21 protein-coding genes are annotated in these 24,293 nt (G+C 64.9%); 16 read left to right on the forward strand and 5 right to left on the reverse strand.

The annotated features are described in order from the left end of the window. Positions 1-11: 11 nt before the first annotated feature. Entirely contained in the window at positions 12-1,043 is a 1,032-nt protein-coding gene (hemE, locus tag AC6I9R_RS04415) for a uroporphyrinogen decarboxylase (RefSeq protein WP_461427611.1), read from the reverse strand. 133 nt (positions 1,044-1,176) lie between these two features. On the opposite strand from hemE, the gene hemC reads away from it, so the two are divergent. The 7 genes from hemC to AC6I9R_RS04450 all read left to right on the forward strand — a co-directional run bounded on the left by hemC (position 1,177) and on the right by AC6I9R_RS04450 (position 8,964). Beyond that, positions 1,177-2,133, forward strand: a complete 957-nt coding sequence (hemC, locus tag AC6I9R_RS04420) for a hydroxymethylbilane synthase (protein ID WP_461427612.1) — start codon at positions 1,177-1,179, stop codon at positions 2,131-2,133. Positions 2,134-2,268: 135 nt separating this feature from the next. Continuing rightward, positions 2,269-2,835 (forward strand): dTDP-4-dehydrorhamnose 3,5-epimerase, encoded by a 567-nt coding sequence (gene rfbC, locus AC6I9R_RS04425; protein WP_461427613.1) that lies wholly within the window; start codon positions 2,269-2,271, stop codon positions 2,833-2,835. Further along, positions 2,832-3,872, forward strand: a complete 1,041-nt coding sequence (rfbB, locus tag AC6I9R_RS04430; protein WP_461427614.1) for a dTDP-glucose 4,6-dehydratase — start codon at positions 2,832-2,834, stop codon at positions 3,870-3,872. The genes rfbC and rfbB overlap by 4 nt, the downstream gene beginning before the upstream one ends. Beyond that, on the forward strand, positions 3,869-4,714 hold the full coding sequence (gene rfbD / locus AC6I9R_RS04435) for a dTDP-4-dehydrorhamnose reductase (protein ID WP_461427615.1): 846 nt from the start codon (positions 3,869-3,871) through the stop codon (positions 4,712-4,714). Before rfbB ends, rfbD begins: the two co-directional genes overlap by 4 nt. 119 nt (positions 4,715-4,833) lie before the next feature. Then, positions 4,834-5,706: a glucose-1-phosphate thymidylyltransferase RfbA gene (gene rfbA / locus AC6I9R_RS04440; protein ID WP_461427616.1), complete on the forward strand. Its 873-nt coding sequence runs from the start codon at positions 4,834-4,836 to the stop codon at positions 5,704-5,706. 7 nt (positions 5,707-5,713) lie between these two features. Further along, positions 5,714-8,158, forward strand: a complete 2,445-nt coding sequence (locus tag AC6I9R_RS04445; protein ID WP_461427617.1) for a glycosyltransferase — start codon at positions 5,714-5,716, stop codon at positions 8,156-8,158. Then, entirely contained in the window at positions 8,155-8,964 is an 810-nt protein-coding gene (locus AC6I9R_RS04450; RefSeq protein WP_461427618.1) for a sulfotransferase family protein, read from the forward strand. Before AC6I9R_RS04445 ends, AC6I9R_RS04450 begins: the two co-directional genes overlap by 4 nt. Before the next feature lie 99 nt (positions 8,965-9,063). Here AC6I9R_RS04450 and AC6I9R_RS04455 read toward each other — a convergent pair whose 3' ends face one another. Further along, positions 9,064-10,119 (reverse strand): ABC transporter ATP-binding protein, encoded by a 1,056-nt coding sequence (locus AC6I9R_RS04455; protein WP_461427619.1) that lies wholly within the window; start codon positions 10,117-10,119, stop codon positions 9,064-9,066. Between the two features lie 22 nt (positions 10,120-10,141). After that, complete coding sequence (locus tag AC6I9R_RS04460; protein WP_461427620.1) at positions 10,142-10,936, reverse strand: IclR family transcriptional regulator; 795 nt, start codon at positions 10,934-10,936, stop codon at positions 10,142-10,144. A gap of 184 nt (positions 10,937-11,120) precedes the next feature. Between AC6I9R_RS04460 and AC6I9R_RS04465 the strand changes: the two genes are divergently transcribed. The 9 genes from AC6I9R_RS04465 to AC6I9R_RS04505 all read left to right on the forward strand — a co-directional run bounded on the left by AC6I9R_RS04465 (position 11,121) and on the right by AC6I9R_RS04505 (position 21,583). Beyond that, positions 11,121-12,383, forward strand: coding sequence for an ABC transporter substrate-binding protein (locus AC6I9R_RS04465; protein ID WP_461427621.1), 1,263 nt, complete (start codon positions 11,121-11,123; stop codon positions 12,381-12,383). A gap of 156 nt (positions 12,384-12,539) precedes the next feature. Beyond that, entirely contained in the window at positions 12,540-13,577 is a 1,038-nt protein-coding gene (locus AC6I9R_RS04470) for a carbohydrate ABC transporter permease (protein WP_461427622.1), read from the forward strand. A 4-nt stretch (positions 13,578-13,581) separates the two neighbouring features. After that, positions 13,582-14,433 (forward strand): carbohydrate ABC transporter permease, encoded by an 852-nt coding sequence (locus AC6I9R_RS04475; protein ID WP_461427623.1) that lies wholly within the window; start codon positions 13,582-13,584, stop codon positions 14,431-14,433. Then, a complete protein-coding gene (locus AC6I9R_RS04480; protein WP_497863061.1) occupies positions 14,433-16,541 on the forward strand; it encodes an alpha-galactosidase in 2,109 nt (702 codons plus the stop codon). Before AC6I9R_RS04475 ends, AC6I9R_RS04480 begins: the two co-directional genes overlap by 1 nt. Further along, the gene (locus tag AC6I9R_RS04485) at positions 16,538-17,308 is read left to right on the forward strand and encodes an SDR family NAD(P)-dependent oxidoreductase (protein WP_461427625.1); all 771 of its coding nucleotides are present in this window, start codon (positions 16,538-16,540) and stop codon (positions 17,306-17,308) included. Before AC6I9R_RS04480 ends, AC6I9R_RS04485 begins: the two co-directional genes overlap by 4 nt. An 8-nt stretch (positions 17,309-17,316) precedes the next feature. After that, positions 17,317-18,228 (forward strand): 2-dehydro-3-deoxygalactonokinase, encoded by a 912-nt coding sequence (locus AC6I9R_RS04490; RefSeq protein WP_461427626.1) that lies wholly within the window; start codon positions 17,317-17,319, stop codon positions 18,226-18,228. Next, complete coding sequence (locus AC6I9R_RS04495; RefSeq protein ID WP_461427627.1) at positions 18,229-18,846, forward strand: 2-dehydro-3-deoxy-6-phosphogalactonate aldolase; 618 nt, start codon at positions 18,229-18,231, stop codon at positions 18,844-18,846. Further along, positions 18,843-19,694: an SMP-30/gluconolactonase/LRE family protein gene (locus tag AC6I9R_RS04500; protein ID WP_461427628.1), complete on the forward strand. Its 852-nt coding sequence runs from the start codon at positions 18,843-18,845 to the stop codon at positions 19,692-19,694. The genes AC6I9R_RS04495 and AC6I9R_RS04500 overlap by 4 nt, the downstream gene beginning before the upstream one ends. After that, positions 19,691-21,583: a beta-galactosidase gene (locus AC6I9R_RS04505; RefSeq protein WP_461427629.1), complete on the forward strand. Its 1,893-nt coding sequence runs from the start codon at positions 19,691-19,693 to the stop codon at positions 21,581-21,583. The genes AC6I9R_RS04500 and AC6I9R_RS04505 overlap by 4 nt, the downstream gene beginning before the upstream one ends. A gap of 161 nt (positions 21,584-21,744) precedes the next feature. Here AC6I9R_RS04505 and AC6I9R_RS04510 read toward each other — a convergent pair whose 3' ends face one another. Both AC6I9R_RS04510 and AC6I9R_RS04515 read right to left on the reverse strand, forming a co-directional pair. Then, a complete protein-coding gene (locus tag AC6I9R_RS04510) occupies positions 21,745-23,193 on the reverse strand; it encodes an NAD-dependent succinate-semialdehyde dehydrogenase (protein WP_461427630.1) in 1,449 nt (482 codons plus the stop codon). Between the two features lie 9 nt (positions 23,194-23,202). After that, positions 23,203-24,207, reverse strand: a complete 1,005-nt coding sequence (locus AC6I9R_RS04515) for a type I glyceraldehyde-3-phosphate dehydrogenase (RefSeq protein WP_461427822.1) — start codon at positions 24,205-24,207, stop codon at positions 23,203-23,205. Between the last annotated feature and the right edge of the window lie 86 nt (positions 24,208-24,293).

Consider the following 24,293-nt stretch of genomic DNA (forward strand, 5'->3'; position numbering starts at 1 on the left):
GGCAGCCGGGGTCAGTTGCGGATCGCGTCCAGTAGAACGTGGACGTTCTCGGGGTCCGCCTCTGGCGTGATGCCGTGGCCGAGGTTAAAGATATGCGGCCCGCCCTTGAGCGCATCACGGATGCGCTTGGCCTCGGACCGCAACGCGTCGCCGCCGGTGATCATCAGTTTGGGGTCGAGGTTGCCTTGCACGCAGCCGTCCACCTGCAGGTTCTCTGCCGCCCATGTCGCGTCGACCGAGGTATCGATGGCCAGGCAATCGGCGCCGACTGCTTTGGAAAAGCCCACGTATTTCTCACCGGCTTCGCGGGGGAAGGCGATGATCGGCAGGTCCGGGTGGCGCGATTTCAGCTCGGCGATGATGCGCTTTGCGGGGGCGAGGGCGTATGTGTCAAAGGCCTCTCCCTTGAGCGACCCGGCCCAGGAATCGAAGATCTTCACAACCTCCGCGCCCGCTTTCACCTGCATATCCAGGTATTCGATCGTGGCCGCCGTGATCAGGTCCATCAGCGCGTCAAACGTCGCCGGGTCGCCCTCGCGCAGCTTGTGGGCGGGGGCCTGGTCGGGCGTGCCGCGCCCGGCGATCATGTAGGTCGCCACGGTCCAGGGTGCGCCCGCAAAGCCGATGAGCGTCGTTTCCTTAGGCAATTGTTCGGAAAGGATTTTCACGGTGTCGTATATCGGGTTCAGCGTCTCGTGGATGTCGTCCACGGTCTTCATCCGCGCCATGCCAGAGGCGTCGGTGATGGTGGACAGGCGCGGGCCTTCGCCGGTCACGAACCACAGATCGGCGCCAAGCGCCTCGGGGATCAGCAGGATGTCGGCAAACAGGATCGCGGCGTCAAAGCCGTAGCGGCGAATCGGTTGCAGCGTGACTTCCGCTGCCAATTCAGGGTTGTAGCACAGCGACAGGAAGTCACCCGCCTGGGCGCGGGTGGCGCGATACTCAGGCAAATAACGCCCCGCTTGGCGCATCAGCCAGACCGGGGGGACATCCATGGCCTCGCCCGCGAGCGAGCGGAGCAGTTTTTTCTTGTCGGCCATGGTAGATATCCTCAGGGTCGTAAGGGTGGTCAGATTACTCGCCTTATGAGTGTCACACGCAACAGCGTTGTCAACCCAAGTTGACACATCTAAAGAGGGTCTCAACCCAGGTTGACACAGCTAAAGAGGGTCCATGACGACGAACTTACCAACCCCCGACGCCCCCCTCCGCATCGGCACCCGAGGCTCGCCCCTTGCCCTGGCCCAGGCCCGCGAGACCCGCGCGCGCCTGATGGAAGCCTTTGAGCTTCCCGAAGAAGCCTTTGAAATCGTTGTGATTAAGACGACGGGGGATGACCGGTCCCTGATTGATGCAGATGTGGCATTGAAGGAGCTTGGCGGCAAGGGACTGTTCACCAAAGAGATCGAAGAGGACATGTTGAGCGCCTCCATCGACATCGCGGTGCACTCGATGAAGGACATGCCGACGGTGCAACCGGACGGCTTGATGCTGGATTGCTACCTGCCGCGCGAGGATGTGCGTGATGCGTTTGTCTCCGTGAACCATGACAGCCTCCAGGCGCTGCCTGAAGGGGCGATTGTGGGCTCGTCCTCCCTGCGGCGCCGGGCGCAGCTGTTTGCCCGCAGGCCCGACCTGAACGTGGTGGAGTTCCGGGGCAATGTGCAGACGCGGATGAAGAAGCTGGGCGACAACGTGGCCGACGCGACGTTCCTGGCGATGGCGGGTCTGCGCAGGCTGGGGATGGACGAAGTGGTGAAGTCGGCGATTGAGGTCGAGGATATGCTGCCCGCCGTGGCCCAGGGGGCGATTGGGATCGAACGCAGGATCAGCGACACCCGCGCCGCAGACATGTTGGCGGCGATCCACAATACGGAAACAGGTCAACGGCTTGCGGCGGAGCGCTCGTTCCTGAAGGGCCTCGACGGGTCTTGTCAGACCCCCATCGCGGCACTGGCGGAACTGGACGGCGGGACGTTGCGCTTGCGCGGCGAGATTCTGCGCCCCGACGGGTCCGAGGTGCTGACCGACGACCGAACGGCGCCCATCGAGGATGGGGCCGCGCTTGGCGCTGACATGGCGCGCGACCTGCGCGCGCGCGCAGGTGCCGGGTTCTTCGACTGGCATTGATGTGCCAAGCGGCGGGCCGGGCGCAAACCCTTGCAAGGGTTTGGGCAAAGCCTTGCAAGGCTTTGGTTGCGCCCGTTGCGGGGCGCGCGCGCCCATGGCAATGTCGCGCAAAACGGCGGCAGAGCAGGCGACCCGATGGACATTGAACAAACCGGTCTTGAGGGCCTTTTGGTGATCACCCCGAAACGCTTTGGCGACGCGCGGGGGTTCTTTGCTGAAACCTACAGCGCCACCAAGCTCGCGGAGCAGGGCATCACGACGACCTTCGTGCAGGACAACCACTCGCTGTCCGCCGAGGTGGGCACGATCCGCGGCCTGCATTTCCAGGCCCCGCCGCACGCCCAGGACAAGCTGGTACGCTGTGGGCGCGGACGGCTCTTTGACGTGGCCGTCGATATCCGCAAAGGCTCCCCCACCTACGGGCAGTGGTTCGGGATCGAGTTGACGTTCGAGAATGGCAAGCAACTTCTGGTGCCGGCGGGCTTCGCCCACGGTTTTGTCACCCGAGAGCCGGGCACGGAAATCATCTACAAATGCAGTGATTTCTATGCGCCCGAGACCGAGGGCGCGGTGATCTGGAATGACCCGGAGATCGGGATCGACTGGGGCCTGAGTGACGCGCCGATCCTGTCGGACAAGGACGCCATCGCGCCCGCGCTCAGGGACCTCGACAGCCCATTCATCTACGAGGCCGCGCCATGAAGATCCTGGTTACCGGCGGCGCGGGTTTCATTGGCTCAGCCGTCGTGCGGCTGGCCGTGGCGCGCGGGCACGAGGTGATCAACCTTGACGCGTTGACCTATGCGGCCTGTCTGGAGAACGTCGCGCCGGTTGCCGCATCCAACCTCTATACTTTTGAGAAGGCGGACATTTGTGACCGGGAGGCCGTCGATAGTATCCTCGCCCGCCACGCCCCGGATGCGATCCTGCACCTCGCCGCTGAATCCCACGTGGATCGCTCCATCGACGGGCCGGGCGCCTTCATCCAGACCAATGTCACGGGCACCTACACCCTGCTCGAAGCCGCCCGCGCCCATTGGGAGGCGCGCGGAAAGCCCGACACGTTCCGTTTCCACCACGTCTCCACCGATGAGGTGTTCGGCACCCTGGGGGACACGGGCCTTTTCACCGAAGACAGCCCCTACGCGCCGAATTCACCCTATTCCGCCTCCAAGGCCGCCTCGGACCACCTGGTGCGCGCCTGGGCCGAGACCTACGGATTGCCCGTCCTGCTGACCAATTGCTCCAACAATTACGGGCCGTATCACTTCCCTGAAAAGCTGATCCCCGTGGTGATCCTGAAGGCGCTGGCGGGTGACCCGATCCCGGTTTACGGCGACGGGCGGAACATCCGCGATTGGCTTTATGTGGAGGATCACGCCGACGCGCTGCTGTGTGTGTTGGAGAAGGGTGAAGTGGGCCGCAGCTACAACATTGGCGGCCATAATGAGCGGACGAACATCGACTTGGTGCGCACGATTTGCGGGTTGCTGGACGCGCGGCGTCCTGAAAATGCGCCCCACGCGGAGTTGATTACCTTCGTCACCGACCGCCCCGGCCATGACATGCGCTACGCGATTGATGCCAGCCGGATCGAGGCAGAGCTTGGCTGGACCCCTTCCGTCACCGTTGAAGAGGGCCTGGCCAAGACGGTCGATTGGTTCCTTGCCAATGAGGATTGGTGGCGGGCCCTTCAGGCGCGCGACGGGGTGGGCGCGCGGCTGGGGACCAAGGCATGAGCCTGCCGGCGTTTGGCCAGACGGGCCAAGTGGCGCGGGAACTGGCGCGGCTTGGGGTGCAGACGCTGGGCCGGGCAGAGGCTGATCTGACCGACCCGCAGGCCTGCGCCGACATCATTGCCGCAAGCGATGCGACGGCTGTCATCAACGCCGCCGCCTATACCGCCGTCGACCGCGCGGAGACGGAGGAAGCTTTGGCGGATGCCGTCAATGCGAAAGCCCCCGCGGCCATGGCAAAAGCCTGCGCGGCCAAGGGGATACCGCTTGTCCATATCTCCACCGATTATGTGTTTGACGGGGCAGGGCAGGCGCCATTTGCGCCGGATCACCCGACCGCGCCGCTGGGCGCCTACGGGCGCACGAAGCTGGCGGGCGAAGACGCCGTGCGGGCCTCTGGTGCCGCCCACGCCATCCTGCGCACCTCCTGGGTTTTCTCGGCATTCGGGGCGAATTTCGTCAAGACGATGCTGCGTTTGGGCGCGGAGCGGGATGCCCTGCGCGTCGTCGCAGACCAGGTCGGCGGCCCGACCTCGGCGCGCGCCATCGCGGGCGCCTGCGTGGCGATGGCCGAGGCCTTGCAGCGTGACCCGTCGAAGTCGGGCACCTACCACTTCTCGGGCGCGCCGGATGTGTCCTGGGCGGGATTCGCCCGCGCGATCTTTGCCGAGGCGGATCTTCGCGTCGACGTCACGGACATCCCCTCGTCCGATTACCCCACCCCCGCCGCGCGGCCCTTGAATTCGCGGCTCGATTGCACGGCTACCGCATCCACCTTCGGCATCGACCGCCCCGATTGGCGCACCGACTTGCGCGATGTGCTCGCCGATCTGCGAGAATCGTAAACGCGTTCAGGCATTCTTAACCAACTTGGCGCACTACGGACGAAGGGGGTCTGCCACATTGGCAAGACGACCCAAACACGCTACCCGTGGCGCGAGTTCACGAGACGGAGACGCTAAGAATGGCGCGCAAAGGGATTATTCTGGCAGGCGGCTCTGGCACGCGGCTCTACCCGGTGACAGTCGGCGTCTCGAAACAGCTGCTGCCGATCTACGATAAGCCGATGATCTACTATCCGCTCTCGGTCCTTATGCTGGCGGGTATCCGAGAGATTGCTGTGATCACCACGCCCCAGGATCAGGCGCAATTCCAGCGCACCTTGGGCGATGGCAGCCAATGGGGCCTCAGCCTGACCTATATCGAGCAACCCAGCCCCGACGGACTGGCGCAGGCATACCTTTTGGCGAAAGACTTCCTCGATGGCGCGCCCTCGGCGATGGTTCTGGGCGACAACATCTTCTTCGGCCACGGTCTGCCTGAAGCGCTCGCCGCCGCTGACGCGCGTGACACCGGCGGCACCGTTTTTGGCTACCGCGTCACAGACCCTGAGCGTTACGGCGTGGTCGATTTCGCCCCCGACGGCAGCGTCACCTCGATCATCGAAAAGCCCAAGGTGCCGCCCTCGAACTACGCGGTGACGGGCCTTTATTTCCTGGATGGCACCGCGCCCGAGCGCGCCGCTGGCGTTGCCCCTTCCGAAAGGGGCGAGTTGGAGATCACCAGCCTGCTGGAAAGCTACCTGAACGAAGGCTCCCTGACGGTGGAGCGCATGGGGCGCGGCTATGCCTGGCTCGACACCGGCACCCACGAAAGCCTGTTGGATGCGGGCAACTTCGTGCGCACGCTCACCCAGCGGCAGGGCCTGCAAGTGGGCTCGCCGGATGAGATCGCCTTTGCCGCCGGGTGGATCGATACGGAGGGTCTGGCCAAACGCGCGGACCTGTTCAGCAAGACCCAATACGGCCGCTACCTCGCGACCACCGCGAAAGGATAGTCCCTCGGTGCTGCGTCGTCTTCAAGCGCTCTATCTGCGGTACGCGGCGGTCCATGAGGACCGCTTGCGCGGCGTGGCCTTGGGGCCCTTTGGGCGCCGCATCGGACAGGTGGAACAGGTCGTGCGCCGGGATGATCGGATCGAGATCACGGGCTGGGCCGATGCGCGCCAGCTCCGCGTAAGCTGGCCCGGTGGTGAAATCGTGATCACCCCCGACATCTATCGCGGTGACGTTGCCGCGCGCGCGGGCATTGCCCCGGATTCCGGGTTTGAGGGGGCCGTCCCCGCCAGTGCCCGCCCCCTGACCCTGCATGTGGAGGGCGCGCAGGGCACCTTTGCGGTGCCCCTCTCGCACCCCGCAGACCCAGCCCCCGCCTCGGCCCATCGTCGCCTGCGCCGCAAGTTCCTGCGCGATTTCGCCCGTGCCGCGCCGGTCGTGCTGCGCTACCTCCGCGCGCCGTCGCCGCTGACCAAGACCGCCGTCAAACGCGCCCTGGGGCTTGAGGTTGCCGCCCGCGGCCATTTGATCGACCCCACCTGGTTCGCCCCGCGCACCGCCCCTCCGACGTCCCCCCTGGACATCACCATCGTTCTGCCGATCTACAACGCCTTGCCGTACCTCAAGCAATGCCTGGCGCGGGTTGAGGCGCATACCGATCTGCCCTGGCACCTGATCGCCATCGACGATGACTCCACCGACCCGGACCTCGCCCCCTGGCTGACCGATTGGGCCGCGGCACGGCCGGATCAGGTCACGCATCTACCGCAGGACCGGAACCTCGGCTTCATCGGGGCGGTTAACGTCGGCCTGGAAGCCGCCGAGGCGCGCGGGGGGGACGGGCCGGTTGTGCTTCTCAACACCGACGCCATGGTGCCTGCGGGATGGGCCAGTCGGCTGACCGCGCCGCTCAGCGACCCGGCCATTGCGTCGGTCACGCCGATGTCGAACGCGGCAGAGGTCCTGTCGGTCCCTGCCATGGGCCCGGGGATGGCGCTGGGCGAGGGCGACGTTGACGCGATCGATGCTGTTGCGGGCACTTTGGGCGGGCAGGCCTGCCCCGATGTGCCCACGGGCGTGGGCTTCTGCATGGCCATCGCGCGCCCCTGGCTGGCCAAGGTCCCGCGCCTTGATCCGGCGTTTGGGCGCGGCTACGGCGAAGAAGTCGATTGGAGCCAGAAGGCCAAGGCGCTGGGCGCGCGCCACCTCTGCCAGCCGCGCCTTTTCGTGGAACATGTCGGCGGGCAGAGCTTTGGGTCCGACGAAAAGCAGCGTCAGATGCGCGAGTCCAATGCCCTGATCTCAAAGCGCTATCCGGTGTTCGACGCCAATGTGCAGCGCTTCATCGCCGAGGATCCACTGGCCACCCCGCGCCTGGCGCTGGGGGTCGTGCTGGCCGCCCGGCGTACTGGACGCCTGCCGGTTTACCTGGCCCATACCCTGGGCGGCGGCGCCGAGATTGCCCTGCAGATGGAGATCGCGACGCAGGGTGCTGCGGTGATCCTGCGCGTGGGCGGCCCGCGCCGGTGGCAGGTCGACGTGCAAGTGGATGGGCAGGTCACCGCCGGTCAAACCGATGACCTCTTCAGCGTGGTGCAGCTTCTGGCGCCCGTGCCCGCCCTGGACCTGATCTATTCCTGTGGCGTCGGCGACCCGGATCCTGTCGCGCTGCCCGAAATCCTTCGGGCCCTGCGCCGCGACGGCGCGGATGACACCATCGCCCTGCGCCTGCACGATTATTATCCTGTCTCGCCGTCCTACACGTTGCTCGAACAAGGTGAGTTCTACGGCACGCCTGATGCGGACAACTCGGACCCGTCGCACATGGCAACCCGGCCTGACGGCACCACGGTCTCGTTAAAGGAATGGCGCGCGGCCTGGGGCACTCTCATCGCGGCCGCAAGTGAAGTGACGGCGTTCTCCCAATCCTCAGCCGCGCTTTTCACCCAGGCCTACCCGGACGCGCCCGTTTGCGTGTGCCCCCACCAACTGCCAACCCCGGTGCGCGCGGCGCTTCCAACCCATGCCGGCTGCATTGGCATTCTGGGCAACATCAACCACCAGAAGGGCGCGTGGGTGCTGCGCGAGATCGCCTTGAAATACCCCGATCAATCCTTCGTCCTGATCGGCAATGCCGACAGCACCATCCCCTTGCCGCGCAACGTCACGCTTCACGGGGCGTATCTGCGAGAAGAGATCGCAGATCTCGCGGAGCGGTTTGGGGTGATGGGATGGCTGGTGCCCGCGATCTGGCCCGAGACGTTTTCCTTCACCACCCATGAGGCGCTGGAGACCGGGCTTCCCGTCGCGGGCTTCGCGCTTGGCGCGCAGGGCGATGCGCTGGACGCCGCGCCCAACGGCATCACCGTGCCCCTTGCGCCCAAGGACACCTGCAGCACCCGCCTGATCGAGGCGTTGCACGGGCGTCTGGCCCTGAAGGAAGCCGCCGAATGACCCCGCCGATGCCGCCGCTCGCCTCTGACAAGATGCCGCTCTTCATCGTCGGCTCCATGCGGTCCGGCAGCACCTTCTTGCGCGACATGCTGCGGCGCGTGCCGAATTTCATCTGCCCGGAAGAGACGCATTTCCTGCGGTGGGCTGCACCATTTCGCACTGGCGACGGCATGGTCCCCCACATCCACAACACCCTGCTGGCCAGGCACCGAGAGATCGACGGCGTGGATCAGGACACCTACGATCTGCTGCTCGACAACTGCGTGTCGAAGGGCAATCTACAACGGCGCTATATCAGTGCCTTTGCCGCAGCCAAAGGCGTGTCTGAGCCGTTTCGCTGGTTCGACAAGACGCCCCAGAACATCTACGGGCTGCCGACGATCCTGGCCGAGTTTCCCCGCGCCCGCGTCCTGCATCTGGTGCGTAACCCGTTGAACGTCGTGGCCAGCCTGCAGCTGGGCCACCAGGTCTCGGTGCCCGACATCGAGGGGGCGATCAACTGCTGGACCGAGGCCGTCTTGACCTGGGACGCGATGGCGCGGTGCGCCCCGCGCCGCATGTTGGAAGTGCGTTACGAGGATATTCTGGCGGACGTGCCGGGCACGTTGGCGTCCATCATGGACTTCGCCCAGGTCGATTGCCCCAAGGGCCTGTGGAAGCCCACGGACGCGCACCGCGAAAAGGACAAATGGAAGACGGTCCTGTCCTTCGAAGACGCCATGCGCGTGGCGCGCAGGTGCGACAGGCTGGCGTCGCGCCGGGGCTACGATTTGTTGGCGCAGGTGGACACGCCGCCGCGCGGCTAGGGTGAAATTCACGTAACCCGTAAAGCAGCGCACCCCCCAAACGCTGCCTAAAATCAAGGATTTCAATGCGTTAAAGGGTGCGCGGTTATAAGTGTCTGCTCAGCGCAGACGCTGCTCGGTCTTGGCGTCAAAGAAGTAAGCGTCGGCGACATCGAAGGCGATGCCCGTCGGCGTGCCCGAGGGCGGGGCGACCTGATCATGGGCCTCCACCACGATCTTCGCGCCGTCGGGTGCCGAGACATAGTGGTAGCTGACGCCTCCCAACCGCTCGGACAGGTCGACCGTATGGGTGGTGCCCTCGGCCAATGTCACCTTGTTGGGGCGCACGCCCACAGTGACGGGGCCGTCCCCGACCATGGAAAGCGGCGCCTTGAACTCGGCGCCACCTAATGCGGGCACGCTGATCAGCCCGCCGGCGCAGTGGCCATCGAAGAAGTTCATCGCGGGCGAGCCGATGAAGCCCGCAACGAACTTGTTGTCGGGGTCGTTATAGAGATCCAGCGGCGCGCCGACCTGCTCGATATAGCCCGCGCGCAGCACCACGATCTTGTCGGCCAACGTCATCGCTTCCACCTGGTCGTGGGTCACGTAGATCATCGTCGCGCCGATCTCCTTGTGCAGGCGCGCGATTTCCACCCGCATCTCCACCCGCAATTCGGCGTCTAGGTTTGACAGCGGCTCGTCGAACAGGAACACGTCCGGGCCACGCACAATCGCGCGGCCAATGGCGACCCGCTGGCGCTGGCCACCGGACAGAGCCTTGGGCTTGCGGGCCAGGTAATCGTCCAGCTTCAGGATGCGCGAGGCCTCGTTCACCTTGGTGGTGATCTCGTCCTTTGGGAAACCGTTCATCTTCAGGCCGAAGCCCATGTTTTCGGCCACGGTCATGTGGGGATACAAAGCGTAGGTCTGAAACACCATCGCTACGCCGCGTTCAGCCGGATCAGCGCGGGTCACGTCGCGCCCGCCGATGGTCATCGTGCCCTCGGTGGTTTCCTCCAGGCCCGCGACCATGCGCAGAAGCGTGGACTTGCCGCAGCCCGAGGGGCCGACGAACACGCAGAACTCTCCGTCCTCGATCTCCAGGTCGATCCCATGGATGACCTGGGTCTTCCCGTAGCGTTTGATGACGTCTGTAAGTTGCAGGCCCGACATGTGCCGCGTCCTCCCCGTGTGGTTATTCTGCTGCATCGGGGAAGCGCCAGTCCTGGGCCTCCCCTGCAATGGATGAAACCGCCGCGTGGATGCGCGGCAGATGGGCGTCGAGCCCTTCAAGACTGGTGCGCTCGGTCGATGACGTCACCGAGACGGCGCCAAGGACACGGCCCGCGCGGGTCAGAATCGGGACCGAGACGCAGATGATCCCCGGCTCGTGCTCTTCGCGGTCATAGGCGTGGCCCCGCGCGGCGATGGCGCGCAGTTCCGCGCGCAGGTCATCGGCGTTGGCATAGGTATGCGGCGTGAACACGTGGTAGCTTTGTTGGCGCAGGACCGGCTCCAACTGATCCTCGGGCAGGAAGGCGATCATCGCCTTGCCCACGCCGGTGCAATAGCACGGCGCGACCTTTCCGGCCTGGGAATACATCTGCAGCGGATCGCGGGCGTTGATCTTGTCGACGTAAAGCACGCTGCTGCCGTCGAGTTGCGCCAGGTGGATCGTCTCGCCCACCTCTGCCGACAGCGCCTCCAGGTAGGGCCGCGCGACGGGGGCGAGGGACGTCGTCTGCCACGCCGCATGGGCCAGGCGCACAAGGCGCAGGCCGGGGGCATAGGTCTGGCGGTCGGGGTCATAGACCAGCATCGACTGTTTGGTCAGCACCTGCACCAAGCGGTAGAGCGTCGCCTTGGGGTAGGGGCTCTCAGACAACAGCTCACCGAATCGCACGGGCCGCCCAAAAGCGGCCACGGCATCAAGCACCGACAAGGCCTTGCCCACCGTCCCATCCGAGGTGTCCGTCACCGCGCCTACCACGTCTTTCCTCCCTTATTGCGCTGGATGACGTCCTCCACGTCGTCCAGTCCGCGTCAGCGATTTGAACAGGCTCGCCGCGCTTTGCTGTTGACAAGACTAGGCAGGTTCGGACTAAGATTTCAATATAAGAAACCGAGTTTCACATAGTGGAACCAGATTTTTATGAGATCCTAGGGAGGACACCATGCGATCCATTTACAAGACCGGTGCCGCGGCACTGGCAGCAGCGACCATGCTTTCTGGCGTTGCCTATGCAGACGGCCACTCCGTTTCCGGCCCCCTGCGCATCTTCTCGGACATGTCGAACCCGGCACCGCGCGCGGTCATGGAAGGCATGGTCGAGCGCTTCGTCGAAGCCAACCCAGAGGTTGAGGTCGAGCTGGTCATCACCGACCGCGAAGCCTGGAAAACCCAGATCCGCAACGTTCTGCAGTCCGGCACCGCCGACATCGTGAACTGGTACGCCGGTAACCGCATGGCCCCCTACGTAGACGCGGGCCTGTTCATGGACATCTCTGACCTGTGGGAAGAGGGCGGCCTGACCGAAAGCCTCGCCTCCACGCAAGGGTCCATGACCATGGACGACGGCATCTGGGGCGTTCCCTACACGTACTACCAGTGGGGCGTGTACTACCGCGAAGACATCTTCGCAGAGCTGGGCCTGGAAGCGCCCACGACCTGGGAAGAGGAACTGGCGAATTGCCAGGCGATCATCGATTCCGGTCGCTCGTGCTACACCATCGGCACGCAGTTCCTGTGGACCGCCGGCGGCTGGTTCGACTACCTCAACATGCGCACCAACGGCTATGACTTCCACATGGCGCTGACGGCTGGCGAAGTTGAGTGGACCGATCCTCGCGTCCGCGCCACGTTTGAGAACTGGCAGACCCTGATCGACATGGGCGCCTTCATCGACGACCACCAGTCCTACTCCTGGCAGGAGGCGCTGCCCTTCATGGTCAACGGTGAAGCCACCGCATACCTGATGGGTAACTTCGCCGTGGCACCGCTGCGCGAAGCAGGCCTCTCGGACGATCAGCTGGGCTTCTACCAGTTCCCGCAGATCGACGCCTCCATCGCGCCGGGCGAAGACGCCCCGACCGACACCTTCCACATCGCGGCCAACGCCGAGAACGTGGAAGCGGCCGAAGCGTTCCTGCTGTTCGTGGCCTCCGCTGAAAACCAGACGCTGATCAACAACGGCGACAACCTGGGTCAGCTGCCCGTGAACTCCGGTTCCGCAGTCGATGATGACGAGTTCCTGAACGCAGGCTTCGACATGCTGTCGAACAATGCAGGCGGTGGCATCGCGCAGTTCTTCGACCGTGACGCACCTGCTGAAATGGCGCAGGTCGCCATGCAGGGCTTCCAGCAGTTCATGGTTGATCCCTCCACGCTCGACCAGGTTCTGCAGATCCTGGAAGGCGCGCGTCAGCGGATCTACTAAGACCGACGCAAACAAAAAAAGGGTGCGCAATAAATGCGCACCCTACGTGACCCTCGTAGGGTGCGCATTTATTGCGCACCGCTACGCCGCACGGCCGACGAGCGCGTCGGTCGCCGGACAGGCCGATTGTACCGCTCAGCGCAGAGGACGGGCACCATGACCACACTCGCAACAGACGTCCCCGTTTCCGCTCCGCCACCGCGCGCGAAGATCAGCCAGCAGGCGATTGCGCCCTGGCTGTTCCTTTTGCCCGCGTTCCTGTTCTTCGCGACCTATGTGCTCTACCCGATCATCCAGTCGTTCTACATCTCGCTTTACGAGTGGAACGGCCTCTACTCTCCCGAATACCGAGGCATCAACGGCTTCACCGATCTGCAATGTCTGGAGCTTGGCAACCGCGCGGGCCGTGAAGACAATTGTGAGCTGACCGGCAACACCGTCTGGAACGCCGAATACGTCGGGATGGAGAACTACCGTAACCTCTACAACGACCCATTCTTCTGGACCTCGCTTCAGAACAACGTGATCTGGCTGCTGCTCTATTTCCTCGCCATTCCCGGCGGCCTGATGATCTCGCTGTTCCTGAATCAGAAGGTCTTCGGGATGCGGCTTTACAAGTCGCTGTTCTTCTTCCCCTTCGTGCTGTCCCAAGTCGTCGTGGGCCTGGTGTTTTCCTGGTTCATGTTGCCCGGCGCGGATGAGGGCTTGCTGAACGTCATATTGGGCTGGTTCAACCTCGGCCCCGTGAACATCCTCGGCAACAACTCGACGGCCACCTATGGCATCATCGCCGCGGGCCTCTGGCCGCAGACGGCCTATTGCATGATCCTCTACCTCACGGGCCTGAACGCCGTGGACCCCGAACAGATCGAGGCCGCGCGCCTGGATGGGGCCAAGGGGCCGAAGATGCTCTGGTACGTGGTGCTGCCACAGCTTTGGCCGGCGACGTTCATCGCCATCGTCGTCACGGTCATCGGCGCTTTGCGGTCGTTCGACCTGATCACCATCATGACCAACGGTGGCCCGGGCTTCTACAACACCTCCGTGCTGGCGTTCTACATGTACGATGTGGCGCTATCCGAGTTCGGCTTCCGCATGGGCTATGGCTCGGCCATCGCCGTCATCCTGTTCCTGATCATGATGGTCTATATCGCCGGCTTCCTCTGGAAGATGTGGCGGGACGAGAAGGTATAATCCCATGTTTCCACGTCCCATTGAGCATTATTCGCAGCCCACCCGCATCGCCTATCAGGTCGCTCTGCCGATCATGCTGCTAATCTGGCTGATCCCGCTTCTGGCGGTCATGTTCTTCTCGATCAAGAACGGCGATGACTTCACCCAGGGCAACTACTGGGGCATGTCCGAGGGCGGGCTTCAGGGCTTCACCAACTACTGGATGGTCTTCGCGGAATCCGATATGCCGCGCTATCTGTGGAACTCGGTCGTGATCACCGTGCCCACGATGATCGGCGCCGTGGCGCTGTCGTGCATGACGGGCTTTGCGCTGGGCGTCTACCGCTTCAAGGGCAACCTCTTGATCTTCTTCATGTTCGTCGCGGGCAACTTCGTGCCGTTCCAGATCCTCATGGTGCCCGTGCGCGACCTCACCGACCAGATGGGCCTTTATGACACACGCGGCGGCTTGATCCTGTTCCACATCGCGTTCCAGACAGGCTTCTGCACCCTCTTCATGCGCAACTTCATCCGGGCGCTCCCGCGTGAGCTGATCGAAGCGGCGCGCGTGGAAGGCGTCAGCGAATACCGCATCTTCTGGTACGTCGTCCTGCCCCTCATGCGGCCCGCCATCGCGGCGCTCTGCGTGCTGATCTTCACCTTCATCTGGAACGACTTCTTCTGGGCCGTGGTCCTGACGCAAAGCCCCGAAAGCCAGCCCGTCACCGCCGGCATCACCGCGTTCAACGCGCAGTTCCGCGCCATGTATCATATGATGAGCGCGGGCAGCATCGTCGCCGCGATCCCGCCCGTGGCGATGTTCTTCCTGATGCAAAAGCACTTCATCGCAGGGCTGACCCTGGGCGCCGTGAAGTAATGGACGGCACAATGACCACCCGCGTCCGTACCTGGCGGCTGGATGATGACGGGCGCCAGACCATGGTTCTGGCCGCCACCGGCGACCGCCTGCCGCAAGTTGTCTATTGGGGCGCGCCGCTGCCGCTCGATGAGGACCTCAGCACGCTGCAAGCGGGCCATGCGCTGGATGTGACCGGCGGCATGCTGGACGAGAACCCGGACCTCTCGCTATCGCCCGAGGCCGTGCGCACCTTCCCGGGCCAACCGGGCCTGATCCTGCGCGACGGTGACGGCACGCCGCTGCTGCCCAAGTTCTGTTATAGCTGCGAGGAACGTGGTGAGGAGGGGCTGGCGCTGACCTATGCGGATGACGCGAACGGTCTGACCCTCACCTTCACCTTCCAGGCCGATCCTTCCACCCGCATTATCACCGCCAAGACCCGGCTTGATGCCACGCGGCCCGTGCACCTGCACTGGCTCGCCGCCCCCGTCCTGCCCGCCCCGCAACAGTCCGACGAGATGATCGACTTTTCAGGCCGCTGGTGTGGCGAGTTCCAACCCAACCGCACCGCCTGGTCGCCGGGTATGCGCTACCGCGAGAACCGGACCGGGCGCACGGGGCACGAGCATTTCCCCGGCCTCCTCGTGCCGCTCAAGGGTTGCACCAACACCCAAGGAGAGGCCTACGGCTTCCACTACGGCTGGTCCGGCGGCCACAAGATGATCGCCGAGGAACTCCCCGATGGTCGCCGTCAGATCCAGTTCGGCCACGCCGCGCGGATGGAAACCCAGGCCGCCACCTCGTTCCAGTCCGCGACGCTCTACGTCACCTATTCACACTCCGGCCTGAACGGCTGCGCCGTCAGCTTCCAGCGCCACCTGCGCGACCGGATCGTCACCTGGCCCGACAAAGACCGCCTCCGCCCGGTGCATTACAATTGCTGGGAAGCGGTCTATTTCGACCATACGCTGCCCGTGCTGAAAGACATCGCCGACCGCGCCGCTGACCTTGGCGCAGAACGCTTTGTGCTTGATGACGGTTGGTTCGGCCAACGGGACGATGACACGCGCAGCCTTAGCGACTGGGAAGTCGACGTCCGCAAATACCCCGATGGCCTCGGGCCCCTGATCGACCATGTCCATGCCCTCGGCATGACCTTCGGTATCTGGTTCGAGCCCGAGATGATCAACCCCGACAGCGACATCCACCGCAAGAACCCCCATTGGGCGCTGGGCTCGGAAGATCAGACCCTCGGTCGCCAGCAAAAGGCGCTGAACATGGGTCTGCCCGAGGTGCGCGATTTCATCTACGACCGCATGGCCGCCGTCCTCTCGGCCCACCCGATCGACTATATCAAATGGGACCACAACCGCGTGCTGCCGATGCCCGACGCGGACCAGACCCGCGGCTCCTACGCGCTGATCGACCGCCTGCGCGCCGACTTCCCCCATGTGGAAATCGAATCCTGCGCCTCGGGCGGCGGGCGCATCGATTTCGGCATCCTCCAGCGCACCCAACGGGTCTGGCTGTCCGACAGCAACGATGCGTTGGAACGCCTCCGCATCCAGCACGATGCCGCGCTGTTTCTGCCCGTCGCTGTCACCGGCTCCCACGTCGGGCCGCGCCGCTGCCACACCTCGGGGCGCATCTTCGATATCTCCTTCCGCGCCTGGGTCGCCGCGCAGCGTCATATGGGGTTCGAGATGGACCCGCGTGAGTTGGATGACCATGAGGCCGCCGTCCTCAGGGAAGTCACAAGCTGGTGGAAGTACAACCGCGACTGGATGCTGAAAGCCGACATCCTGCGCCTGGATGCGGCGGATCCTGCCGTGATCGCCGAACAGCAGATGTCGCGCCATGGCGACAAGTTCGTGGTGTTCGCAGGCAAGGCCGCCACCTCTGACCAGATCGCGCCCCGGCCCCTCCGCCTGACCGCGCTGGATGAGGCCGCCCGCTACAAGATCACCCTGATGAACCGGGGCACCGCGCCCGCGCTGTCGCGGGGAATGCCCGCGCTCAAGGATGGCCCCATCGAGGTCTCGGGCGCCTGGCTGATGCACCACGGGCTGACCTTGCCTTGGAACTACCCCGATACCATGTGGGTGCTGGAGGGCGAACGCCTATGACAGATGTCGCAACTTACCCCGACCTCAACGGCGCCTCGGTGTTCATCACCGGCGGCGGTTCCGGCATCGGCGCCTCGCTGACCGAAGGCTTTCTGCGCCAGGGCGCGAAGGTGGCCTTCGTCCAACGCTCGGATGCCACGCCCTTCGCGGATGAAATGGCCGAGGCGACCGGCAATCGTCCCTTGGCGCTGATTTGCGACATCACCGACACCGCGCGGCTCAAGGCCTGCGTGGCCGAGGCTTCTGCGGCCCATGGCCCCGTCACCGTGCTGGTCAACAACGCCGCCAACGATCAGCGCCACAAGACGCTGGATGTGGACGAAGCGTTTTGGGACTGGTCCCAAAGCATCAACCTCAAGGCCTATTTCTTCGGCTGCCAGGCGGTGATCGAAGGGATGCAGAATGCAGGCGGCGGCTCGATCATCAACATGTCGTCGATCAGCTACATGATGGGCAACGCGGGCTATCCCGCCTATACAACAGCCAACGGCGGCATCACCGCCATGACCCGTTCGCTCGCGCGCGAATTCGGCCCGGACCGCATCCGTGTCAACGCCCTGGCCCCGGGCTGGGTGCTGACCGACAAACAGCTGGAGCTTTGGGCCTCGCCCGAAGATCTGGATGCGCATATGGAAAAGATGTGCCTCAAGGAACATCTCAAGCCCGAAGATATCGTCGGCGGAACGCTGTTTCTGGCCTCTCGGGCGTCCAAGGCGATGACCGGGCAAACCATCGCGATTGACGGCGGCGTGGTGACAACCGGATGAACCAGGGGATGAACAGCAACACCACATATGCCGATTGGATTGCCGTTGATTGGGGCACCACGCATCTGCGGGCCTGGGCGATGGTCGGTGACACCATGCGCTCGGAAGCCACCAGCGCCGACGGCATGGGCACGCTGGATCGGGACGGGTTCGAGCCCGCGCTTTTGCGCCTGATCGAGCCGTGGTTGGGCCAAGGTGCTGTGTCCGTGGTCGCCTGCGGCATGGTCGGTGCGCGCCAGGGCTGGCACGAGGCGCCTTACGTGGCTGTCCCCGCCAAGCCCTGTGATCTTGCGCCCGTGCCGGTGCCCACCCGCGACGCGCGTCTGAACATGAAGATCATCCCCGGCCTCAAACAGGCCGAGCCCGCCGACGTCATGCGCGGCGAAGAAACCCAGATCGCGGGGTTCCTCGCGGCCAATCCGACGTTCGACGGTGTCCTCTGCCTTCCCGGCACCCACGCCAAATGGGCGCGCATCTCTGCGGAGGAAGTCGTCAGTTTCCAGACCTGCATGACCGGAGAGTTGTTCCAGCTGCTGTCCGAAAAGTCCGTCCTGCGCCATTCCATCGCGGAGCATGGCAGCGATCCCGACGCCTTTGCCGAGGCCGTCTCGGACACCATCTCGCGGCCCGAGAAACTGTCTCAGCGCCTGTTCTCACTGCGCGCGCAGAACGTGCTGAACGGCCAGGACATCACCACCTCCCGTGCCAAGCTCTCGGGCTATCTCATCGGGGCAGAGCTGGCGGCGACCAAGCCCTATTGGTTGGGCCAGGACGTGGCGCTGGCGGGCAGCCCCGCGCTGATCGCCGCCTACGCCGACGCGCTGGAAACCCAGGGCGTCACCGCCCGCACATTCGACGCCGCGCCCCTGACCCGAGCGGGCCTGACACGCGTCCACCAATCCCTGACGGAGACCGCCTAGATGTCCCGCCCCCTGATCGCCATCCTGCGCGGCATCTCGCCGTCTGAAGCTGTTCCCATGGCCGAGGCGCTGATCGCCGCGGGGATCAGCCGCATCGAAGTGCCCCTGAACTCGCCCGACCCGCTCGACAGCATCGGCGCCATGGTTGCCGCCTGCGGCGACCGCGCCTTGATCGGCGCGGGCACGGTGCTGAGCGTCGCGGATGTCCAGGACGTCGCGGGCGTCGGCGGCAAGCTGATCGTCTCGCCCAACGCCGATACAGAGGTGATCTCAGCGACCAAGCGCCTGGGATTGCAGAGCTTTCCCGGTGTGATGACCCCCACGGAATGCTTTGCGGCGCTCGGCGCCGGGGCCGACGGGCTGAAGGTATTCCCCGCGTCCCTCCTCGGCCCTGCGGGCCTCCTCGCAGTGCGCGCGATCCTGCCGCCGGGCACCTCCGTTTATGCCGTGGGCGGCGCAGGCCCCGAGAATTTCGCCGAATGGATCGCCGCCAGCGCGGACGGCTTCGGCATCGGCTCCGCCCTCTACAAACCGGGCCTCAGCGTGCCCGACGTCGCCGCCCGCGCCCGCGCCATGGTCGAGGCCTATGACACCGCCACCAAAGGCCCGCTTGTATGAGCGTCGACGTGTTCGACGACCGCCCCTGCGCCCTCGGCGAAGGGCCCCTCTGGCACCCGACCCGCGCGCAGCTTTTCTGGTTCGACATTCTCGGCAAACGCATTCTGACCCGCACGGGTGACGGCCCGCAGGAATGGCAATTCGACCGCTGCGTTTCCGCCGCCGGATGGGTGGACGACGACCGCCTGCTGATCGCCTCGGACCAGGATCTGTCACTTTTTTACCTGCGCGACGGCACCTCGGAATACGTGGCTTCGCTGGAGGCCGAAACCCCGGTCACTCGCTCCAACGATGGCCGCGCCGACCCGCAAGGCGGCTTCTGGATCGGCACCATGGGCCACAACGCCGAACCCGGGGCAGGGGCGCTCTACCGCTACTACCGGGGTGAGCTGCGCAAGATCCGCGCCAATGTCACCATCCCCAACGCCACCTGCTTCACCCCTGATGGCCAGCACGCCTATTTCGCGGACACGGCCAAACGCCTCGTCTGGCGCTACACTCTGGATGCCGAGGGTTGGCCCGAAGGCAAAGCCGAGGTCTACCTCGACCACACCGCCACCGGCCTCAACCCCGACGGCGCCGTCGTCGACGCAAACGGCAACTTCTGGTGCGCCGAATGGGGCGCCTCGCGCGTGGCTTGCTATGACCCATCGGGCGCTCTTATAGAAGAAGTCACGCTCCGCGTCCCACAACCCACCTGCCCGGCGCTGGCGGACGGCTATCTCTACATCACCACCGCCCTGCAAGGCCTGCCCGACGCCGCCAAAGACGACGCGCCGCTCTCGGGCCAAACCCTCCGCATCGCCACAAGTGCAGTCGGCCAGCCCGAGCACCAAGTCGTCCTATGAAACGCACGCTCGGAACCTGCTACTACCCCGAGCATTGGCCCGAGGAGATCTGGGCCGAGGATGCCGCCCGCATGGCCTCCCTTGGCCTCACCTGGATCCGCATCGGCGAATTCGCCTGGTCCCGCCTGGAACCTTCCCCCGGAAACCTCCAATTCGACTGGTTAGAGCGCGCCATCGACACGCTCCATGCCGCGGGCCTCAAGGTCGTCCTCGGCACCCCCACCGCCACGCCGCCCCGCTGGATGCTGCGCAAACTCCCGGACATGCTGGCGGTCGACGAGCAAGGAAACCCCCGCAAGTTCGGCTCCCGCCGCCACTATTGCTTCTCCCACGACGGCTACCGCGAGGAATCCACGCGCATCACCCACCTCCTAGCCGAACGCTTCGGCCACAAGGTCGAGGCCTGGCAAACCGACAATGAATACGGCTGCCACGACACCGTCATCAGCTACTCGCCAGCCGCCACAAAAGCCTTCCGCGACTGGCTCGCCCAGAAATACCAATCGACCGACGCGCTCAACCGCGCCTGGGGCAACATCTTCTGGTCCATGGACTACGACAGCTTCGACGACATCGACCTCCCCAACCTCACGGTCACCGAGCCCAACCCCGCCCACGCCCTGGACTTCCGCCGCTTCTCCTCCGACCAGGTGGCCCGTTTCAACGGTGCCCAGGTCGCCGCGATCCGCGCGCACTCCGACGCCCCCATCAGCCACAACTACATGGGCCGTATCGTCGAATTCGACCACTTCACCACCGGCCGCCAAATGGAAATCGCCACCTGGGACAGCTACCCCCTGGGCTTCCTCGAAGACCGCCTAGAAGACGGGCCCGAGCACAAACGCCGCTACGCCCGCCAGGGCGACCCGGACTTCCAGGCCTTCCACCACGACCTCTACCGCGCAGTCGGAAAAGACGGCAGATGGTGGGTCATGGAACAACAACCCGGCCCCGTAAACTGGGCCCCCCACAACCCCGCGCCGCTGCCCGGCATGGTCCGCTTCTGGACGTGGGAGGCCTTTGCCCACGGCGCCGAATGCGTCGCCTACTTCCGCTGGCGCCAAGCCCCTTTCGCCCAGGAACAATACCACGCAGGCCTCCTACGCCCCGACAGCGCAGAGGCCGAGGGCTTCACGGAAGCCGCCCAAGTTGCCAACGAAATCAAACAGATGCCGCAGGTCGAACAAAGCCAAGCCCCCGTGGCCCTCGTCTTTGACTACGCCTCCGCCTGGGGCTGGCAGGTCCAGCCGCAAGGCGCGGGCTGCGACTACTTCCGCCTGGTGTTCGAAGTCTACCGAGGCCTCCGCAAACTGGGCCTCTCCGTCGACATCCTCCCGCCCGACACCGCCGACCTCACCGGCTACAGACTCGTCCTCGCCCCCGGCGTCCTCACCCTGTCAAACGCCCTCAAACAAGCCATCGCCAAGACCGGCGCCCAGGTCATCCTCGGCCCCCGCACCAACGCCAAAACCCGTGCGCTCTCCATCCCGGTCCCGCTTCCCCCCGCGATCGACACCCTCAAAGCCACCGTCTCGCGCGTCGAGACCCTCCGCCCCGACATGCCCATCGCCGCCCGAAACGGCGGCCACATAAAACTCTGGTTCGAACACCTGGACACCACCGAGAACACCCCCGAGAGCACCGCAACCGGCGCACCAATCCTGATCCAAAAGGCCAACCTCGCCTACCTCGCAGGCTGGCCCGACGAGACGCTCCTGGAACGCATTCTCACACGCGCGGCCACCGCCGCTGGCCTTAAGCCCGAACCGCTCCCCCAAGACATCCGCCTCCGCGACACGGGCACCACACGCTTCACTTTCAACTACGGCCCGGATCCCGTCACCTACAACGGCGAAACCATCCCACCCGCAGGCGTCATCTGGCGCTGAGGCCCCTCATTCCCCGTTCTTGAAATATCCTGGGGGGGTTGGGGGGCTAGCCCCCCAATTATAGACGTTGGTTTGGGGGGCTAGCCCCCCAATTGGTCGCCGTAGCGAAGCCAGGGCGAAATACCCGAAACCCCTCACGCCAAAGGCGTGGCCGCGAAACGCTAAATCCCGTCAATACAGACGTATTTCGTCTCCACGTAATCCTCCAACCCCTGGGACCCGCCCTCTTTCCCAAGGCCAGACTCCTTGACCCCGCCAAAGGGCGCTTCAACGGTCGTGATCAGGCCCGAGTTGATCCCGATCATCCCGTATTTCAGCCCCTCGTTCAGGCGGAACGCGCGGCCCAGGTCCGCCGTGTAGGCATAGCTCGCCAGGCCGAACACCGTGTCATTGGCCATGGCGATGACCTCTTCCTCGGTGTCGAACTTGAACACCGGCGCCAGCGGCCCGAAGATCTCGTCCTGGGCAAAGGCCATGTCCTGCGTCGCTCCGGTCACCACGGTCGGCTCGTAGAAGGACCCGCCCAAGGCGTGCGCCTTGCCGCCACAGGCGATCCCGGCCCCTTTGCCGACCGCGTCGTCCAGCAGCTCCTGCACCTTGGCCACGGCGTCGCCGTCGATCAACGGGCCCTGCACCACGCCGTCCTTGCGGCCGTCGCCGACTTTCATGGCTTCCGTTTCGGCCACCAGCTTTTCGACAAAGGCATCGTGGATGCCCGCCTGCACATAGATCCGGTTGGCACAGACGCAGGTCTGGCCCGAGTTGCGGAACTTGGACACCATCGCGCCCTCCACGGCCTTCTCCAGATCCGCGTCGTCAAAGACGATGAACGGAGCGTTGCCGCCCAATTCCATCGAGACTTTCTTCACCGTATCCGCGCTCTGCCGGATCAACTCCTTGCCCACCTCGGTGGAGCCCGTGAACGTCACCTTCCGCACGACCGGAGACTCCATCATCGCGCCCGCAATCTTCCGCGCGCTGCCCGTCAACACGTTCACCACGCCCTTGGGATACCCCACCTCCTCGGCCAACGCCGCCCAGGCCAAACCGCTATACGGCGTCGCCGTCGCGGGCTTGGCCACCACCGGGCAGCCCGCCGCCAGCGCCGGTCCGACCTTGCGCGCCAGCATGGACGAAGGGAAGTTCCACGGCGTGATCATGCCCACGACGCCCACCGGATGCTTGGTCACCAGAATGCGCCGCCCGTTCACGCCCGCAGGCACAATCTCACCCTTCGCGCGGCGCGCTTCCTCGGCAAACCAGCGCACATATTGCGCGCCGATGGCGATCTCGCCCTTGGCCTCGGCCAGGGGTTTGCCCATCTCGACGGTCAGCAATTCTCCCAACGCGTCCTGGTTGTCCATCAACGCGTCATGCAGCTTCCACAACAGCCCCACACGCTCCATCAGCGACATGGCGGCAAAGCCCGTGAACGCGGCCTCGGCAGCGTCAATCGCGCGCTGGGTCTCGACGTCGCCGCAGTTCGGCACGGTCCCGATGACCTCACCGGTGGCGGGGTTCGTCACCTCGATGGTCTCGCCGCTGTCCGCCCCAACCCACGCGCCGTCAACAAACGCCGCTTCCTTCATCCAAGCTTGCCAATCAGCCATTTTGAACCCTCAAGTTTGATCCCCCATCACCCGTGCCACATCCAGCATCCGGCAGGAGAACCCCCATTCATTGTCGTACCACCCAAAGACCCGCAACATGCCGCCCTTGGAGCGTTTGATCTCCGGCCCCGCCACGATCAGCGATTCAGGCCGGGCCCGCAGGTCACTGCTGACCAACGGCTTGTCGGTATACCCAATGACACCGCCCGCCTGTTCGCGCAAGAAGGCCTCCGCCTCTGCCGCACTGGGCATCTCTCGGGTCATTACCGCCAGATCCACGCAGGACACACTCGCCGCCGGGACCCTTACCGCCGATCCCGTCACCCGCCCCGCCAGTTCCGGCAGCACAATGTCCAGCAACGGCTCGGCCGAGGTTGTCGTAGGCACCATGCTCAATGCCGCCGCCCTCGACCGCGCCGGGTCGCGCATCGGCATGTCCACCGTTGGCTGAGATCCTGTATAACAATGCACCGTCGTCATCAGGGCGCTGTCCAGCCCCCACGTCTCATCAATCAGCCGCACCAACGGCGCAATGGCATTCGTCGTACACGACGCATTCGACACAATCCGGTGCGCGGGCAACAACGCCTCGTCATTCGCCCCCAACACCACCGTCAGATCCGGCTCCGGCGCGGGACCCGAGATCAACACACGCCCCGCCCCCGCCGCCAAAGCCGCCTCCGCCACCTCGCGCGACCCGCGCCCGGTGCATTCCATCAGAATATCGACCCCGGCCAGATCCAACGCCCCGGTGTCCCTCTCCTGGCTCAACCTGATCCGCCGCCCGTCCACGACCAGGTCGCCCCCCGCCACCGATACCTCCCCGGGGAACGCCCCGAATACACTATCGAATTCAAACAGATAGGCACAGGTCTGCGCGTCTGCGATGTCGTTGACCGCCACGATCTCCACCTTGGGCCAGTGCGGCCCCAGCCCCCCGCCCCCCAACACCCAGGCCCGCAAGACGGATCTCCCGATCCGCCCAAAGCCGTTTATCGCCACTCGGATCGTCATGCGCATGTCCCCTCGGGCAAAGTGATGCACGCGGCCCCGGATCGGCGCAAGCCGTGGCATCATGGGTTTTCATGATTGGCCCCAGC

This window comes from Gymnodinialimonas sp. (assembly GCF_059726805.1).